Here is an 18,356-nt window from a genome sequence, read left to right as displayed (position 1 = left end):
CACCCGTATCCACGCAAAGACAAACTGTCGGAAATCCTATCGTACTTATGCCTCCAGCAAAAATACCAAAAAATATCTTTCAACAGACTGTATTGGTGCTATTGACCATTTTCTTATCTTGATTGTCACTTTTCACAACATCTGTGACGGCTCACGCTCTTTTTATCTAGTCATACTTTCCGTGCCTGTCCGAAACCCTTTTTAAGCTCGACCAACCGTCCTTAAGCCTTGATACATAAGGCTTTTAAGCCAACAAAAGCACTACAAAAAATGTAATATAAGGATGTTAAGGCAACAGCCGATATACAAGCAGAACGACATTATACCTGAAGTCACAATTTTGGAGAGAAGCAGAAATTGAACAGAAAGCTCAAACTCGCGATAGGCACGTTGGTGGCAGCGGCAATCTTGGCAACCCCTACACTCTCTCAGGCAGAGGAGATCCAACGATCCCATCCCGAAGACCAAACCCAGACTTCGTTGCAGGCTCCTGCCGACAGCAAAGATACCAGCAAAGACATTAATAATGCAGGCACACCCACTCCCGTCCCTGCCCATGCACCTGTTCCTACGAAAACAAACAGTGAGGGCAAGCTGGGGGACGACAATAACAAGGCGTCATCAACTACCCCGAAGGCTCCGACGACTTCGGAAGAACAGAAGACAGCGAATCAGGTCGGGCTCCCTGCCGCGCAGTCCTCTATCCCCCAGTCCGCTCAACCGACCGTACGCGACGCATCGTGTGACAGAATGATCGAGAAGACCGGTGCCACCTGGACACTCAGCCAAACGGGCAACGAATGCACCATCATCATCAACACCACCGTGCCCGGAGCCGAATTCGATGTCACCGGGTTCAAAGGACTTCCCGAGCGCACCAGCATCACCAGTGTGGCCTTTGAGGGTGCCATGACGAAACTTCCAGCAGATTCCAGCAATACATTCGGAGGAACCTCTGGATTCGATGCTGCGATGGCATCACTGAAAAGCGTAACAGGACTCGACAAAATCGATACCTCTGGCGTCACCAACATGGGTCATATGTTCGCGGGCTGCAACAAACTCACAAACCTTGATCTCAGCAGCTGGAATACCAGCAGCACCACCAACATGAACAGCATGTTCAGCATGGGCTCCGAACTCACCAATCTCAACATCAGCAGTTGGAATACCAACAAGGTCACCGACATGAGTCTCATGTTCAACAACTGCAGCAAACTCACAAGCCTTGATCTCAGCAGCTGGGACACCAGCAGCGTCACCAACATGAACAGCATGTTCAGCGGCTGCAGCAAACTCAGCGACCTAAATCTCAGAGATACTTTGATTACCGGCAAGGTCACCGACATGAGTTCCATGTTCAACAGCTGCTACAAGCTTGGTATCCTCAATACGGACAAGTGGGACACCAGCAATGTCACCGACATGAGTTCCCTATTCAACGACTGTCGCAACCTCACCCAGCTCGACACATCCAATTGGAAGACTGACAAGGTCATCTACATGAACAGCCTGTTCAATAACTGTCGCAATATCGGCACTCTGGACGTCAGCGGATGGAAGACCGACAAGGTCACCAGCATGTCGCAGATGTTCAGCCAATGCTGGGCGCTTGCAAACATTGATGTCAGCGGCTGGAATACCGAGAACGTCACCAGCATGAACAACATGTTCTCGTATTGCTACGAGTTCACCAGACTCAACGTCAGCGGATGGAAGACCGGCAACGTCACCGACATGACCAGCACCTTCTACGGTTTGAGCAAACTCACCACACTTGACGTCAGCGATTGGGACACCGGCAACGTCACCGACATGACCACCACGTTCGGTGGCTGCAGCGGGCTTACCAGTCTCAATGTTAAGAAATGGAACACCAGCAAAGTCGAAAAAATGACCACCACGTTCGGTGGCTGCGCAGGGCTTACCAGCCTCGATCTAGGCAGCTGGGACACGCGCAATGTCAAAAACATCAATTCAGCGTTCATTGGTTGTACCAATCTCACCAGCCTTGATCTCAGTAACTGGGACACCCATAACGTCACCTCCAATAATACGGCATTCGTGTTCGATGGGTGCACGAGTCTAAGCCAACTATCAATTGGAGAGAATACGAAGCTGGCTGACGACAGCTACTTGACAGACGCCTCCGCAGCCGAACCAACAGATGACACCTATACCGGATCTTGGATTCAGCTCGCTGTTCCGAGTACCCCGTCTGCAAATGTCGATCAGACCAAGACCTATACCGCCGAAGAGCTCCTGACCAGGTCGCGGGGCAATGACGGCAACAGGGCCGGCACCTACGTGTGGCAGCAGCAGCGCACGCTCACGGCAGACGCAAAAGCTCCCGAAGGCACCCACACCGATGGGGACAGCTCAAAGGTCGTCGCCACGGTCAAAGGCGGCATCGGCACGAACGTACCCGCCTACAATGCCGACGGCACCCTGAGAAAGACCTTCCCGACCCTGATTGCGCCGTTCCCCGTTGTCGCTGTGCCTGAGAATCCGTTTACTCTGCTTGACAGCAAGAACAAGGAGTCCAAGGACTACACGTTCAAGCACTGGACCGCCAATGGCGATATCGAAAATCCAGGTGACAGCATCGATTTGACCGATGGCAACCGCACCATCGAAGCGGTTTGGAACCATATTGATCACTCCGATACGCCCAGTACGCCTGAGCCCGGCAAACCCACTACTCCGGACAAGCCCGGCAAGCCCGATAACCCTGGCACTCCAGACAAGCCCGGCAATCCAAGCAACCCCGATACCCCAGACAAGCCCGGCAATCCAGACAAACCCGGCAAGCCGGATACGCCCAACAGGCCAAGCACCCCGGACAAACCCGGTACATCTGGCAACGCTGTGACTCCAACTAATCCTGGTCTTCCCGGCAACCCTGCGCCGGCCATCACGCCCAGCGTTCCAACGCTCCAGCCAGGCATTTCGGCGTTCGCCCCGACCCTGCGCGTTGTTCCCGGTATCAACAACGGCGGCAACCAGACAACCGGCAACGGAGGACATGACAGTTCGGCCAACGGCAACGCCCCACGTGTTTTGGGCCAGCAGAAAAAGAAAGAACCCTGCATACCGGCAAGCTATCGGCTTTCCGACGGCACCTCGGCTATCGCCGAAATATGCACGCACGACAACAGCGAGCCCACAGCTGCTCATTACGACGGCTTGCGACAGATGCCACTGTGGATGCTCCTACTGTGGCTACTGTTGACGTTCTTCATCCTCTTCCTGCTCGCTCACAGACAGAACTTCGAAGTCGTGCGTCACCGCAGCGTGGAGGAAACCCACTGACAGCTGAACAACACGGCGTCAACGTCCTTCAATCAAAGTAAACGTTTGGGTCCGGCTCCTCATCAACGAGAACCGGACCCAAACCTATAAGCTGCCTTCATTCAGAGCGATGACAAATGCCACCTATTCTTCTTCGGTGAGCTTGAAGAACTGATCGCCGATCCGCAACGTCGTAGGGGCCAGAAGCTGCACCGGGCTATCCTTGACCTGCCGCTCATGGTCGTCTTCGATGATATACGTGCCGTTGAGCGAACCGTAATCCTCAATCCACAGTGTTCCATCCTTGTCATAGCTCACGGCGGCATGGTTGCGCGAAACCGTGCGCGTCGGGTCGGCAAGCTTGATCGACATTGCACCTTCCGGCACGGTGGCCGAAACATTGCGGCCGAGCAGGGCACTCTTGTCGAGCAGAATATCCTGACCAGTGGCGTCGTTGTGCAGACGGTAGCGCTTCTTGGGCTTTTCGGCCATGAACGCGGTGGAAAGCACCGTGCCGTCCCAGTCCTCGATGTCGCCTTCACTGTTGGTCTGCGGAGTAGAGGAAGTCCAAGAATCGTCCACGGCAGGCTTCCTTGCCTCGACAGCCTTGTCCACAAGCGCCTGCGGGGTCTGGTCCGCGCTTGAACCCTGTTCGGGCTCATCGCCCACGGCCTGATTCGCGGATACTACTGTGGCGTCATCGTCATACCAACCGAGCTCCGGTGGTGGCGGAAAAGGCAAAGTGCTCATAATTGCAATTTTACCGCGGAACCGCAACATTTTTGAGGCAACGTTGACAGAGACAATACCAAAAATAGGCGCGCATACGAATTTGTCCCGGTGCGCACTCACGCATCGGGACAAATCGTAGCTGTTTAACCTATCCGACTCTTGAAGCCGGACTCAGCCGTCCTCAGGCCTGCGAACCGGAGTTGTCGGTTCCAGCACCCGAATTGGTGTCGGCGCCAGAGCCCATACCGAAATCGGTGTCGCCACCGAGCTCGCTGGCCCCGCCCTGATCGTTGAGGAAATCATCAGGGTTGAAGTCGTCGCCAAGCTTCAGGTCGCCGAAGTCGATATTGGAGAAGTCCATATCGTCCATGCCGCCCTCGCCGAAGTCGGAACCGGACGCGTCCCCACCCAAACCGAAGTTCGGGTAGATGGTGTCGCGGATGGCCTTGTCGGGCTCGACCGTCGCGTTGCGGTAACGCGCCAGGCCGGTGCCGGCAGGGATGAGCTTGCCGATGATGACATTCTCCTTCAAGCCCTTGAGCTCGTCGGACTTCTGCTCCAGCGCGGCCTCCGTAAGCACACGGGTGGTCTCCTGGAACGAAGCGGCAGACAGCCAGGAATCGGTGGCCAGCGAAGCCTTGGTGATGCCCAGAAGCTCCGGACGGCCGGCAGCGGGCTTGCCGCCTTCTTTCACGGCCTTCATATTAGCGTCACGGAACCTCGACTGATCAACCAGTTCACCGGGCAGCAGGCTCGTCGAACCGGAATCAATCACCGTGATGCGGCGAAGCATCTGGTGGACGATGACCTCGAGGTGCTTGTCGTGGATGTCCACGCCCTGCGAACGGTACACGTCGTGCACGCCCTCGACGATGTTGACCTGAGCCGCGCGAGGGCCGAGGATACGAAGAATCTTCTTCGGATCGACGGAGCCTTCGATCAGCTGGGTGCCAGTGTCGACGTGGTCGCCGTCCTTGACGAGCAGCGGCGCGCGACGGGTCACCGGGTAGGTGATCGGCTCGATGGTCGTATCGTCCGGGGTCAGCGTGACCTGACGGCCGTGGTCGGAATCCTCGACCTTGACGGTGCCCGGGTACTCCGTGATCGGAGCCTCGCCCTTAGGCGTACGCGCCTCGAAGAGCTCGGTGACACGGGGAAGACCCTGGGTGATATCGGAAGCGGAAGCGACGCCGCCGGAATGGAAGGAACGAAGTGTCAACTGCGTACCAGGCTCGCCAATGGACTGTGCCGCGACGACGCCGACGGCTTCGCCGACATCCACCAGACGATTGGTGGCCAGCGACCAGCCGTAGCACTTCGCGCACACACCACGCTTGGACTCACAGGTCAGCACAGAGCGGGCCTTGACCTCTTCGACGCCGTGGGCGACCATATCGCGCAGCACGTCCATGGAAAGGGCGTCTCCGCGCTTGTAGAGCACGGTCTTGCCGTCCTTCGGGTCGATGACGTCGTCGGAGAGCAGACGGGAGTATGGACCACCGTCCGCGTCCTTGACGAGCACGAGATTGCCGTCCTCATCGCGGTCGGCGATCTTGATTGCCAGACCCTTCTTGGTGCCGCAATCCTCCTCACGAACGATGACCTCCTGGGCCACGTCGACGAGACGACGGGTGAGGTAGCCGGATTCCGCGGTACGAAGTGCGGTATCGGCCAAGCCCTTACGAGCGCCATGCTGGGAGATGAAGTACTCCAAGACGGAGAGGCCTTCGCGGTAGTTGGACTTGACCGGGCGGGAGATGATCTCGCCCTTCGGGTTTGCCACCAAGCCACGCATGCCGGAAATCTGGCGAATCTGCATCCAGTTTCCACGGGCTCCGGACTGCACCATGATGTTGACGTTGTTGTCGTCCTTGAAGTTATCGCGCATGGCGTCTGCGACCTTGTCGGTGCATTCGGTCCACAGGTTGATGAGCTCCTGACGACGCTCCTCCTCGGTCAACAGACCCATTTCGTACTGGTCGTTGACCTTGTCGGCCTGGCCTTCGTAGTCGTGGATGATGGAGAGACGCTCCGGCGGCTCGACGATGTCGGAGAAGGACATCGTGACGCCCGACCAAGGAGCGCGGGTGAAGCCAAGGTCCTTCAGGGCATCCAGCGTGGCTGCCACCTGTGCGGTGGAGTAGCGCGTGGCGATGTCGTCGACGATTGTGGAAAGCTTGCCCTTGGCGACTTGCTCATTGATGAACGGGTAGTCGACAGGCAGGGTCTCGTTGAACTTCAGACGGCCGTAGGAAGTGGCGAAGAGGTAGGAACCGTCCTTGAAACGCTCTTCCTTGACCACATCGGGGCTGCCCGGCTCAGGATCGGTGACCTTGAGCTCGCCAGGCTCCCAGCCGGTCGGCAGGACGAAGTCCTTGGGCAGGCGCACGAGCACCTTGGCCTGGGTATCGACGTCGTGACGGTCAACGGCCATACGCAGTTCCTCGACGGAACCCAGCACGCGGCCCTGCCCCTTGGCGCCTTCCACCACAGTGGAAAGGAAGTAAAGACCCAAAATCATATCCTGGCTCGGCATGGTGACGGTGTGGCCGTCTGCGGGCTTCAGGATGTTGTCGGATGCCATCATCAAGGAGCGGGCCTCGGCCTGTGCCTCGACGCTCAGCGGAAGGTGGACGGCCATCTGGTCGCCATCGAAGTCTGCGTTGAACGCGGCGCAAGCGAGCGGCGGCAGGTGGATGGCCTTGCCTTCGACCAGAATCGGCTCAAAGGCCTGAATGCCGAGCCTGTGCAGCGTGGGCGCACGGTTCAGGAGCACCGGGTGCTCGCTGATGACGTCTTCGAGCACGTCCCAGACGGACGAATCCTGACGGTCGACCAAGCGCTTGGCGCTCTTCATGTTCTGCGCGTAATTCTGGTCCACGAGCTTCTTGATGACGAAGGGCTTGAAGAGCTCCAGTGCCATCGGCTTCGGCAGGCCGCACTGATGCATACGCAGCGACGGACCGACGACGATCACGGAACGGCCGGAATAATCGACACGCTTGCCCAAGAGGTTCTGGCGGAAACGGCCCTGCTTGCCCTTGAGCATATCGCTCAGGGACTTCAGCGGACGGTTCGAGGCGCCGGTGACAGGGCGGCCACGACGGCCGTTGTCGAACAAAGAGTCAACGGCTTCCTGCAGCATGCGCTTTTCGTTGTTGAGCATGATCTCGGGGGCGCCGAGCTCGATAAGCCTCTTCAAACGGTTGTTGCGGTTGATGACGCGACGATAGAGGTCGTTCAAGTCGGAGGTGGCGAAACGGCCACCGTCGAGCTGCACCATCGGGCGCAGGTCCGGAGGAATGACCGGGATCGCGTTCAACACCATCGCCTCGGGCTTGTTGTCCGTGGTGAGGAAGGCGTTGACGACCTTCAAACGCTTCAGAGCACGGGCCTTACGCTGGCCGGAGCCGGTGTCGATTTCCTCGCGCAGCTGCTTGGCCGCGGCCTCGAGGTCGAAGTCGCGCAAACGCTTCTGAATGGCCTCGGCACCCATGGAGCCTTCAAAGTAATCGCCGTAGCGGTCGCACATTTCCTGCCACAAGTCGACGTCGCCTTCCATGTCGCCCGGCTTCAAGGTCTTGAAGCGGTCGAACACGGCGGCGAGGCGCTGTGCCTGATCGTCGTAGCGCTGGCGAATGGACGCCATCTCGCGCTCGGCGGAGTTGCGGATCTTGGACTTGGCGCTGCCCTTGGCTTCGCCACTCGCCTCGAGCTCGGCCATGTCGGCTTCGAGCTTCTTGGCGCGTTCCTCGATATCGTTGTCACGACGCTTGTTGAGCTGTGCGATCTCGGTGTCGAATTCATCCTGCAGGTCCGGCAGATCCTGCTGTCGCTGCTCCTCATCCACGCTCGTGACCATGTAGGCCGCGAAGTAGATGACCTTCTCGAGGTCCTTCGGAGCGATATCGAGCAGATAGCCCAAACGGCTCGGCACACCCTTGAAGAACCAGATGTGGGTTACCGGTGCGGCCAGCTCGATGTGGCCCATGCGCTCACGGCGGACGCGGGATTTGGTGACCTCCACGCCGCAGCGTTCGCAGACGATGCCCTTGAAGCGCACGCGCTTGTATTTGCCGCAGGCGCACTCCCAGTCGCGGGTCGGTCCGAAGATCTGCTCTCCGAACAGGCCGTCCTTCTCGGGCTTCAAAGTTCTATAGTTGATGGTTTCCGGCTTCTTGACTTCGCCGTAGCTCCACTTGTGGATGTCCTCGGTAGTGGCGAGTCCGATCCTCAGTTTGTCAAATGCGTTGACGTCCAGCACTATGTTGTCCTGTCTTCCAATTGATAACAATCACGATTATTTTCTCCGGCCTGCCGGGCTTGGTGTTCTTATCCGCCAAGCCCAGGCTCAAGCCGTATGGATACGTTGCCTCTAGCGGTATTCCGGCTGAGGCGCCGCCTGATCGTCCTTGGCCGAGGCGTCCGGGCGGGCGCCGATGTTGAAGCCGAGATCGTTCGAGTTGCCCACAGGGTCGTCCTCAGCGTCGTTCAGGTCGATGGCCACACCGTCGGCGTTGAGCACTTCGACGTTGAGCGACAGCGACTGCATCTCCTTGAGGAGCACCTTGAAGGACTCGGGAATGCCGGCCGGCGGCAGGTTCTCGCCCTTGACAATGGCACCATAGGCACGCACACGGCCGTCGACGTCATCGGACTTGGTGGTCATCATCTCGTGCAGTGTGTAGGCGGCGCCGTAAGCCTCGAGGGCCCACACCTCCATCTCGCCGAAGCGCTGGCCGCCGAACTGGGCCTTGCCGCCCAGTGGCTGCTGGGTGATCATGGAGTACGGGCCGGTGGAACGCGCGTGGATCTTGTCGTCCACGAGGTGGTGCAGCTTGAGCATGTACATATAGCCCACAGAAATCGGCTTCGGGAACGGTTCGCCGGTGCGGCCGTCATAGAGGGTCGCCTTGCCGTCTTCGCTCACGAGCTTGTTGCCGTCGCGGTCGGGAAGGGTGCTACGCAGCAGGCCTTGAATCACGTCGGGACGCACGCCGTCGAAGACGGGGGTGGCCACCGGGGTGCCCGGATCGCCGTGCTCGGCGCCCTGCGGCACGTACTTCTTCCATTCGGCCTCGAGATCCGGGTCGAGCTTGATGTCCCAGCCTGCGTGAGCGATCCAGCCCAAGTGCAGTTCCAGCACCTGGCCCAGGTTCATACGGGACGGAACGCCCAAAGGATTGAGCATGATGTCGATCGGGGTGCCATCGGGCAGGAACGGCATGTCCTCTTCCGGAAGGATGCGGGAGATGCAGCCCTTGTTGCCGTGGCGGCCGGAAAGCTTGTCGCCCACCGTGATCTTGCGGTGCTGGGCGATGTAGACGCGAATCATCGAATTGACGCCGTTGGGCAGCTCGTCGCCGTCCTCCTCGGCTTCGTCACGCGTGATCTCCTTGATGGAGATGACCGTGCCGGTTTCGCCGTGAGGCACACGCAGCGAGGTGTCGCGCACTTCGCGGCTCTTCTCGCCGAAGATGGCGCGGAGCAGGCGTTCCTCAGGGGTGAGCTCGGTCTCGCCCTTAGGCGTGACCTTGCCGACCAGAATATCGCCGGCCTCGACCTCGGCACCGATACGGATGATGCCGCGCTCGTCAAGGTTGGCCACCGCTTCCTCGCCGACGTTCGGCAGGTCGCGGGTGATTTCCTCGGCACCGAGCTTGGTGTCGCGGGCGTCGATTTCGTACTCTTCGATGTGAATCGAGGAAAGGGTGTCGTCCTTCACCAGACGCTGGGAAATGATGACGGCGTCCTCGTAGTTGTAGCCGTTCCAAGGCATGAACGCGACCAGCACGTTCTTGCCCAACGCGAGGTCACCTTTCTGGGTGGCCGGGCCGTCGGCCAGGACGCTGCCGCGCTCGACGCGCTCGCCGTCCTTGACCAGAGGCACCTGGTTGTAGCTGGTGGTCTGGTTGGAACGCTGGAACTTGGCGAGCTTGTAGCTCGACTGGGTTCCATCATCGTTGGTGACGCGGATGATGTCAGCGGAGACGTAGGTGACCACGCCATCCTTCTCGGCCAGAATCGTGTCGCCGGAATCGTAGGCGGTACGCCATTCGGCGCCGGTGCCCACCAGCGGGCGCTCGGACTTCACGAGCGGGACGGCCTGACGCTGCATGTTGGTGCCCATCAGTGCTCGGTGGCCCTCATCGTGTTCCAGGAACGGAATCAGCGAGGCACCGACGGAAACCATCTGGCGTGGGGAAACGTCCATGTAGTCGACTTCAGAGACCGGCACATCGACTGCTTCGTCCTCGCCTGCACGCACAAGTGCGGTTTTCTCGACGAAGTTGCCGTTCTCGTCCAGCTTCTGGTTGGCCTGGGCAATAACGTGCTCAGCATCGCGGTCAGCGGTCATGTATTCGATGTCATTGGTGACATGGCCATTGACGACCTTGCGGTACGGAGTCTCGATGAAGCCGAACGGATTGACGCGGCCAAAGGTCGCGAGCGAACCGATAAGGCCGATGTTCGGGCCTTCAGGGGATTCGATCGGGCACATACGTCCGAAGTGGGACGGGTGGACGTCGCGGACCTCCATGGAGGCGCGGTCGCGCGAAAGGCCGCCGGGGCCCAGCGCGGAGAGACGACGCTTGTTGGTGACGCCCGAAAGCGGGTTGTTCTGATCCATGAACTGCGAGAGCTGAGAGGTTCCGAAGAATTCCTTGATCGTCGCGTTCACGGGGCGGATGTTGATCAGGGACTGCGGGGTGATGGCCTCGGCGTCCTGAGTTGTCATACGTTCGCGAACCACGCGCTCCATTCGGCTCAGGCCGGTGCGCAGCTGGTTCTGGATGAGTTCGCCGACCTGGCGAATACGACGGTTGCCGAAGTGATCGATATCGTCGGTCTCGACGCGAAGGTCCACGTCCTTGCCGTCACGCTTGCCAGGGAAGGTCTTATCGCCGGCATGCAGGGCCACGAGGTACTTGATGGTGGCGATGATGTCTTCGCGAGAAAGGCTGCGATCGGTCGGCTCGGCTTCAAGGCCCAGCTTACGGTTGATCTTGTAGCGGCCGACGCGGGCGAGGTCGTAACGGTGGTTGTTGAAGTAGAAGGACTCCAGCAGGTTCTTGCCGGCTTCCGGAGTGGCAGTGTCGGCCGGGCGGATCTTGCGGTAAAGATCGGTCAGGGCCTCGTCCTGCGTGTTGATGGTCTCCTTCTCGAGAGCATCGAGCACGAGCGGATAATCCTTGAAGGACTTCGCGATCTCGTCCTTGGTCATGCCGATGGCCATGAGGAAAACGATGGCGGACTGCTTGCGCTTGCGGTCGACGCGGACGCCCAAAACGTCACGCTTGTCAATCTCGAACTCGAGCCATGCGCCGCGCGACGGGATGATCTTCGCGCCGAAGACTTCCTTATCGCTGGTGCGGTCCGGCGTACGATCGAAGTAAACACCCGGGGAACGCACGAGCTGCGAGACGATGACGCGCTCGGTGCCGCCGATGATGAAGGTGCCGTGCGGGGTCTGCAGCGGGAAATCACCCATGAAGACGGTCTGGCTCTTGATCTCGCCGGTATCGCCGTTCTCGAATTCCGCGTTGACGTAGAGAGGGGCGGAATAGGTGTAATCCTTCTCCTTGCACTCCTGGACCGTATGACGCGGCTCCTCGAAGTACGGGTCGGAGAATGTCAGACTCATAGTCTGCGCGAAGTTCTCAATCGGGGAGATCTCCTCGAAAACTTCCTGCAGGCCAGAAGTATGGGCTACGTTGTTGGTGCCGGCCTTGATGTCGGCTTCGGCCTTCTTCTTCCAGCGTGCGTTGCCGATGAGCCAATCGAAGCTATCGGTCTGCACCCCCAGAAGATAGGGCACTTCAATGGGTTCCCTGATGGAACCGAAATTCACACGGTCCGACGCCTTATGCAACTTGATATCGTGCTCATCGGCGCGTGCGATGACTTGTGTGGTGTTCGTCTTGAGCTTATTTTCAGCCAATGGACGTTCCTTATCGCTCGCTTGATCTGTTCAATATTCTTTATCGAGGAAACGCGCCGCAAACGGCTACACTACGCGGGCGCTTCGTCGTTAGAGCATGCCCGCAATATGACACACCTTATGCAAAATATCTATTATACACGGTTATAGGACAATAAACGTTTGAGAAAGAAAGAAACCCCGGAGTGTCATGATATTTCGCATGAGTGACTTTCCCGGGGCAATCAATATTTATAATACATATATGACAAGCGAAAGTCAAACTACAACACTTACAAAGTTGCAAGAATGGTTCTCTACAGAACGAATGAGCACATATATTGCTGCGGCTGATTTACGTAACTGCGATCCGGTTGATTTATATATCTGGAACAACCGCGTTTCCAAGGCGTTCCTTGAAGATATCGCCCATGCAGAAATACTTCTACGCAATTTCATATCCACCCGTCTAGCAAAAGATTGCAATCGAAATAATTGGTATGACGACAACAGTCATTTTCACTTCGACACACGCAGGAGTAGCGGATTCTCCAACTCGGTAAACAAAATCAAAGACAGATTGCGAAATGACAGAAAACCGATTGACCCCGGGCACGTTATTTCCGGATTCACTTTGGGAACGTGGCATTTTCTTCTGAATAGTCGTTTGGAACAGACGGTCTGGAAGGCTCTACGTAATCCGCAAAACGGCGGTATGCCAAACTACCCTTCACGAAATCGCGCTGAATTTGAGGGGCACATGCAAACAATGCTCCAATTGAGAAATCGTCTGGCCCATCAAGAGCATATTGTCCTCATTGATGAGAGTCAAGAAAACACTTATCTCAATGAGCAATCAGCAAACATCTACTGGATATGTAAAATGCTGAATCCCGAAGCTGCAACATGGATCATCAAACAATCTCGAATCGCTGAAGTTCGAAATGAACGGCCATAATACAAAAGGTATCGCAGACTCGTTTGGTTACTTTCCCGACCTAACCATGTGGCTGACAGTCCGAAACAAAGTTTGTCATACTATTTTCAACGCAAGCCCATGGCGGAACGGCGGCGAACACGGGAGACCGCAGCGGCGACCAAGGCTGCAACGAGGGTAGCCAAGGCCAACGGGAGGTAGCGACGGACCTGCGAGCGCCAATTGACGCCAGTCATCGGCATGGCGGTCGCCGGGAATTGCAGGCGGACCAATTGCCCGTCTGAGTTCACCCCTTGCGAGCTGTTGCCTGCGGTGTCCTTGACGATAATCTTTGCATAACTGCCGTCGGGCACACCTGCCGGGACGTCGATGGCCCAATCCCCATTGGCATCAACAGTCGTGGGACCGGAGGCAGGCACGGACAACGGTGCAGTGCCGTCATGGCTGTACCACTCAACGGTGACCATGGCACCCGTATCCACCACAGCCTGCGCGGCGTTACCGGAACTCTTGGTCGACAACTTGAGCCGTCCACCGGAACCCGACGAGCCGAGGCCGACCTTCGCGCCCGTCACCACCGGAGCCACGACATCAAGGGTCTTGGTGGAGAATGCATACTCAGAACTGCCGTCGGCAGTCGTGTTTACACGCATACGGAAGGTATAAGGGATGCCAAGTCCTTTGGCGTCCATCGCGGCCAAGTCCGCAACAGGGAACGACGACCTCCACGTATATCCCGTGGTGTCCAAGGAGGTATCGGCTTCATCGGCCACTGTCCCGTCACCCAGAACGGTGGACGTCTCCTTGCCAGAATGCATCAGGCTGATCTCACCCTTGTCGCCTGACTGCAATGCGGCGATGCCCGCGTCCTGCTCCACAGTGCCGTCCAGCTTCACCTTGCCTGCTTCGCCGGTCGGCTGCGTCGGCGTCACCACATCCGACAACCCCGCCTTTGGCAACGGCTTCCACACCGCATAAAGGGTTGGATCATCACCAACGGAAAGTGGCAGAGACACAGACTGGCCCAGCGCATACCCCGTACCGGTCGCGGTACTGTTCGAGTTCCACCCACCGATTCGGAACCCGGAACGCCTCAACCCCGACACCGCAGGCAACGTCACATTAGGATTATCCGGCCAGCCACCGGAAACCGGAGCAGGAGCCGTACCCGTACCTTGATTCATATCAAACGAAACCGTGTATGGACGACCAACCCAAGTTTGTGAATCGGCAGGCAAACCAGATACGCCGGGATATCCAGTCCAATTGGAATTTTCACTTTCCCATTTGACCTGATGCCAACCTGTTTCCTCTACTACACTGGTACCATTCCATGCATTGAACGCATCTGAATTCAATCTTCCCAACCGAGGCAACTTCACAAATCTAAGTGAAGAGAACATGTGAGCAAACATGGCAGCAAAATCTGTTACATGTGAAACATCCCAAGAAGACAAATCAACTGTTTCTAACTTTGGATCTGCACCGAAAGTTGAGTTCAGGGATGTAAACTTTGACGTATTCCACTTTTCAAGTCCAATTATTGATTCCAAAGCATGATCATGTAAAAAAATCGCACCAGCATCACCGGTTTCAAGAGCAGAGAAATCTAGCTTCCCTACATCAGCAACACGCATATTCTGAAGACCTATGAATAAGGCACCAGAATCTTTTACCAAAATTCTATTAGAAACAACAAGTTTGGTAATATCATTCCTGTAGTCCCAGCTGCCATTCGAAGCTATAGGAGTCCATGGTGCGTAGCGGGAATATATCGGCACTGTGCCACTCTTTAATTCCAGCACACACTCGCTAGTACTTGTCTCCTCATGAACATTCCACACCAACGTATCGCTGCCTACCATCCAACGCTGGTCAACCACATGCCCATTCCCGTCAACTGTCTGGTTGCAGACACTTTGCGGAGAGATATCGCTCACGTGCGCTTTTGAAGACCTATCTGCATTTTGTTGGGAATCAGGTTCTAAAGATTCGGAGTTTTTCCTGTCGATTTGTTTTGGACCAGCAACAACACGAGAATCCGGCTGATTCTTTTCAGTATCGATTGGCGCTTCGGAATCCGCCTTACTGCCGGAATCAGTCATGGAATCTACAGAAGAGCTGCCCCCCCCGGAGCATTTTTCACATTCTGAGATTGCGTGTTGGACGAAGCTGATGAACTGACATTTCCGGTTTCTGCAGTATTAGCGGTATAGGCGGAATCACTGACTTCGGAGGCATTCGCACAACCGGGAAGCGCCAACGCAACCACGGCCAAAAGCGCCGGCAACATTGCCGTCACCCGCGCGAACCTACCACGTCGTTTCATGCTGCCTCAGCCCCGTCTTTGATAACTTGCAATGCCCAATTAACTAGAAATTCATTTTAAAAAATGCGCATGACATCAACACGTACCAGTCGCAGGATGCGACGAAACGATGGAAAATCGAAAGAGACATCAAGAAATCTTGAATTTTCCTTGATTCAAGGTTTTAGATTCGCCGGTACGGGTTTCCTTCGATAGACTCGAAGAAGCGATCTTTGCAAGAAACCCAAAACCCGAGGAGCATGTTTCATGAGTAACGTCAATGGAGATATGACGAAGCAGCCTCAAGGCGAAATAGTCCTGTATCAGCAGGAAGGCCAGAATGTCCCGGTTCAGGTGACGTATCGGGACGAAACATTCTGGATGACACAAAAAGACATTGCAGCATTGTTTGAAGTGACTCCGCAAACCATAACCCGACATCTGGGAAACATCTACAACGAAGGCGAACTTATCAGATTGGCAACTTGTACAAAAATTGTACAAGTTCAAAACGAAGGCGGCAGAACGGTTCACAGAGAAATTGCTTTCTATAATCTCGACGCAATCATCGCCGTCGGCTATCGCGTAAACAACAAGCAGGCCACCAAATTCCGCCAATGGGCCACAGCCACGTTGAAGGAATACGTAATCAAAGGCTTCGTACTCAACGATGACATGCTCAAGAACGGTCAACAATTCGGCAAGGACTACTTTGACGAACTGCTTATTCGCATCCGCGACATCCGCGCCAGCGAGCGTAGGTTCTATCAGAAAGTCACGGACCTGTTCCAGGACATCAGCGTCGATTACGACCCGAAATCGCAGACGGCACGCGATTTCTTCACCAACATCCAGAATCGCTTCCATTACGCCGTAAACGGCCACACCGCCACCGAAATCATCGATGAGCGCGCCGACGCCAGCAAACCGAACATGGGGCTGACCAGTTGGAAAGGTTCACCCGACGGCCGTATCCATTCCAGTGACGTGACGGTGGCCAAGAACTACCTGAGTCGTGACGAGATCGACCATCTCAATCAACTGGTATCGGGTTTTCTCGACGCCGCGGAACTTCGCGTGCGCAACCATACCATCACCACGATGGCGGATTGCGCGACACTTTGCGAACAATATATCTCACTGACCGGCGGTAAAACGCTAGAGAGCAAAGGACGCAGAAACAAAAAGCAAGCTGACGAGAAGGCCAAGGAGGAATTCCGAAAATTCAACGAGACTCAAGAATCCGACTTCGACCGTTTCGTTCGTCAGGTTCAGCATAAATCAAATACCGATAAATAGGTTATGCGCTAACAAGGTGATTAAGCCATCCCGTCAGTCCAATACTTACTCTTGCCGACTTACAAGTTCAGCCCGAGTCGGCTCTCTAAGGGAATAGGAGCCGGCTCGGGCTGAATCTTGACGGAAACGACGAACTACTCGGCGCGGGCCATGGCCTGGTCGTAGTCGCGCGTGCCCTTGAAGACTTCCTTCATCCAAGGATTGACACCCAGCTTCTTCGCCCTGTACAGGATGTAGGCGAGCGCGCCGATGTTCACTGCCAAAGCGACGACGGAAACGGCCAGGTTGACGTTGTAGTTGTTGACCGACTGCACGGCGAAACGGGAGTGCTTGGAGTCGAGGAAGAGCGGGAAGACCTGGGCGAACATGCACCACATGGCCAAGGTCGCCGCCCTGTTCTGAATCCAGCCGCCCTTGTTCCACAGGAAGTTGGCAAAGGTCGGGGCGAGCAGCAGCGCCAGGCCGCAGTACCAGGCGTGGGTAGGCAGGCAGTTATAGGTGTAGCAGAAGTTCCACAGATCGTAGGCCAGAATGAAAACCCAGGTCATATCGGGCCAGAGCATATCCTGCTTGCCCTTGGAAGCGTAGATGCCGAACCAGCCGGTCATGCAGAAGATGTTGATGAGACCGGCCACGCCGTTGAAGATGTTGAACCAGCCGCCCATAAGCGTCACGCCTTCGCTGGAGACGAAGGTGGTCCCCCAGCCGCGGAACGCCGATTCGAAATCGGAGACGACGGCGATGATGATGTTGATGGCGACGATGATGAACGGGAAGCACTTGAACCAGTGGACCTTGCCGAGTTTGCCCCAGCCGTACTTCAAGATCATGAAGCCGATGCAGCCGGCCGTGGCCGCGTAGAGCTTGGCATAGTGGAACCAGCCGTTCATCTCCGTATAGGTCGGGTTGTTAAGGGCCCAGCTGGCACCCATGGCCACACCCACATAGATGGAGACGAAATAGACAGTGAGAGCCGCGGGGATACCCACGAAGCAGAGGAGACCGCCGACCTTGCTGCGGCGGGAAATCTCATTGGCGACGACGAGAGCTGCGAAAACGAGCACCCATCCCAACCATTGATAGAGGGCATTGGACCCATAGACTTGGAATAACATGGTCCTTACTTCCTTTCCTTTGTTGTTGATTGTTCTTGTTGTTCTTTGCGATAAGACTCCAAATGGAGGGTCTGCGCCAGGATTTCGATGATGGTTTCGTCTGGGGTATCCGGGTGCTCGCGCAGGATGGCGATCAAACCGGATATCAACATCACCAAAGTCTCGTGCAGATGCTTCACGGGGAGTTCGCCGTGCAGTTGCACGAAATCTTGTGCCGCGGTGCGTTCGATATAGTCCGCAACGCGCTGCGAAATCTGATCGACGAAACGTATATAGAGCTCGCCGTTACCGGATTCGACCAAACGCTGGCTAAAGGGGCCTTCGTCATTCAAGATATCGCGCAACAAACGGACGATGTCGTTCATGGCTTTATCGACATTGCCCGCTTCCCTGGTCTCGTTCCAAGCGTCGATCCGAGCGACAATCCGATTGACGTCTTCGTCGAGAACCTCCGCCGCGATGGCCTCTTTGTTGTTGAAATAGTGGTAAAACAGCGAACGGGTCATGCCGACCTTGTTGGCGATGTCCTTGATGGTGATGTGGGTAAAACCCTTTTTCAAGATCATTTCCTGGGCGGCATGCACGATTTGCTTGCGCTTGCTCGTCGCTTGCCGAGTATCGGAAGGCGACACGACACCCATCTGCTTGCTCTCCATTGAAACGGCCTGCATCGTTGAAACCCTTTTCTGTAGATCTGGCACCAAAACTGCGTTCGTCGGCATCTCCACAGATGTCGTTGACACACTGTCAATC

The 18,356-nt window shown here is 56.4% G+C and carries 10 protein-coding genes; 3 read left to right on the top strand and 7 right to left on the bottom strand.

Annotated features, from left to right (window positions below; all coding sequences use genetic code 11):
- Positions 1 to 393: 393 nt before the first annotated feature.
- On the top strand, positions 394 to 3,312 hold the full coding sequence (locus OZX70_RS01925; protein WP_277181594.1) for a BspA family leucine-rich repeat surface protein: 2,919 nt from the start codon (positions 394 to 396) through the stop codon (positions 3,310 to 3,312).
- Between the two features lie 123 nt (positions 3,313 to 3,435).
- Here the strand turns inward: OZX70_RS01925 and OZX70_RS01920 are convergent, their stop codons facing one another.
- The 3 genes from OZX70_RS01920 to rpoB form a co-directional block, all read right to left on the bottom strand.
- Positions 3,436 to 4,041, bottom strand: coding sequence for an FHA domain-containing protein (locus OZX70_RS01920; RefSeq protein ID WP_277181593.1), 606 nt, complete (start codon positions 4,039 to 4,041; stop codon positions 3,436 to 3,438).
- A gap of 163 nt (positions 4,042 to 4,204) precedes the next feature.
- Positions 4,205 to 8,287, bottom strand: a complete 4,083-nt coding sequence (locus OZX70_RS01915; protein WP_277181592.1) for a DNA-directed RNA polymerase subunit beta' — start codon at positions 8,285 to 8,287, stop codon at positions 4,205 to 4,207.
- A gap of 111 nt (positions 8,288 to 8,398) precedes the next feature.
- Positions 8,399 to 11,965, bottom strand: a complete 3,567-nt coding sequence (gene rpoB / locus OZX70_RS01910) for a DNA-directed RNA polymerase subunit beta (protein WP_277181591.1) — start codon at positions 11,963 to 11,965, stop codon at positions 8,399 to 8,401.
- Positions 11,966 to 12,167: 202 nt separating this feature from the next.
- Here rpoB and OZX70_RS01905 point away from each other — a divergent pair, with 202 nt between their 5' ends.
- Entirely contained in the window at positions 12,168 to 12,902 is a 735-nt protein-coding gene (locus tag OZX70_RS01905; protein WP_277181590.1) for an Abi family protein, read from the top strand.
- Between the two features lie 86 nt (positions 12,903 to 12,988).
- On the opposite strand, the gene OZX70_RS01900 is transcribed toward OZX70_RS01905, so the two are convergent.
- Both OZX70_RS01900 and OZX70_RS01895 read right to left on the bottom strand, forming a co-directional pair.
- Positions 12,989 to 14,065: a hypothetical protein gene (locus OZX70_RS01900; protein ID WP_348519435.1), complete on the bottom strand. Its 1,077-nt coding sequence runs from the start codon at positions 14,063 to 14,065 to the stop codon at positions 12,989 to 12,991.
- 926 nt (positions 14,066 to 14,991) lie between these two features.
- A complete protein-coding gene (locus tag OZX70_RS01895) occupies positions 14,992 to 15,210 on the bottom strand; it encodes a hypothetical protein (protein ID WP_277181588.1) in 219 nt (72 codons plus the stop codon).
- Between the two features lie 246 nt (positions 15,211 to 15,456).
- Between OZX70_RS01895 and OZX70_RS01890 the strand changes: the two genes are divergently transcribed.
- Entirely contained in the window at positions 15,457 to 16,488 is a 1,032-nt protein-coding gene (locus OZX70_RS01890; RefSeq protein WP_277181587.1) for a virulence RhuM family protein, read from the top strand.
- 134 nt (positions 16,489 to 16,622) lie between these two features.
- Here the strand turns inward: OZX70_RS01890 and OZX70_RS01885 are convergent, their stop codons facing one another.
- Positions 16,623 to 17,603 (bottom strand): DUF5692 family protein, encoded by a 981-nt coding sequence (locus OZX70_RS01885; protein ID WP_277181586.1) that lies wholly within the window; start codon positions 17,601 to 17,603, stop codon positions 16,623 to 16,625.
- Between the two features lie 5 nt (positions 17,604 to 17,608).
- On the bottom strand, positions 17,609 to 18,259 hold the full coding sequence (locus tag OZX70_RS01880; RefSeq protein WP_277181585.1) for a TetR/AcrR family transcriptional regulator: 651 nt from the start codon (positions 18,257 to 18,259) through the stop codon (positions 17,609 to 17,611).
- Positions 18,260 to 18,356: the final 97 nt, after the last annotated feature.

This window comes from Bifidobacterium sp. ESL0732, assembly GCF_029395535.1.
Lineage (GTDB): Bacteria > Actinomycetota > Actinomycetes > Actinomycetales > Bifidobacteriaceae > Bifidobacterium.
The sequence above is the reverse complement of the archived record's forward strand: the minus strand, read 5'-3'. Positions and strand labels throughout refer to the sequence as shown.

Coding starts and splice junctions, on each gene's coding strand:
- OZX70_RS01920 (WP_277181593.1), bottom strand. CDS start 4,041: ATGAGCACTTTGCCTTTTCCGCCACCACCGGAGCTCGGTTGGTATGAC.
- OZX70_RS01905 (WP_277181590.1), top strand. CDS start 12,168: ATGAGTGACTTTCCCGGGGCAATCAATATTTATAATACATATATGACA.
- OZX70_RS01900 (WP_348519435.1), bottom strand. CDS start 14,065: ATGAATCAAGGTACGGGTACGGCTCCTGCTCCGGTTTCCGGTGGCTGG.
- OZX70_RS01895 (WP_277181588.1), bottom strand. CDS start 15,210: ATGAAACGACGTGGTAGGTTCGCGCGGGTGACGGCAATGTTGCCGGCG.
- OZX70_RS01890 (WP_277181587.1), top strand. CDS start 15,457: ATGAGTAACGTCAATGGAGATATGACGAAGCAGCCTCAAGGCGAAATA.
- OZX70_RS01885 (WP_277181586.1), bottom strand. CDS start 17,603: ATGTTATTCCAAGTCTATGGGTCCAATGCCCTCTATCAATGGTTGGGA.
- OZX70_RS01880 (WP_277181585.1), bottom strand. CDS start 18,259: ATGGAGAGCAAGCAGATGGGTGTCGTGTCGCCTTCCGATACTCGGCAA.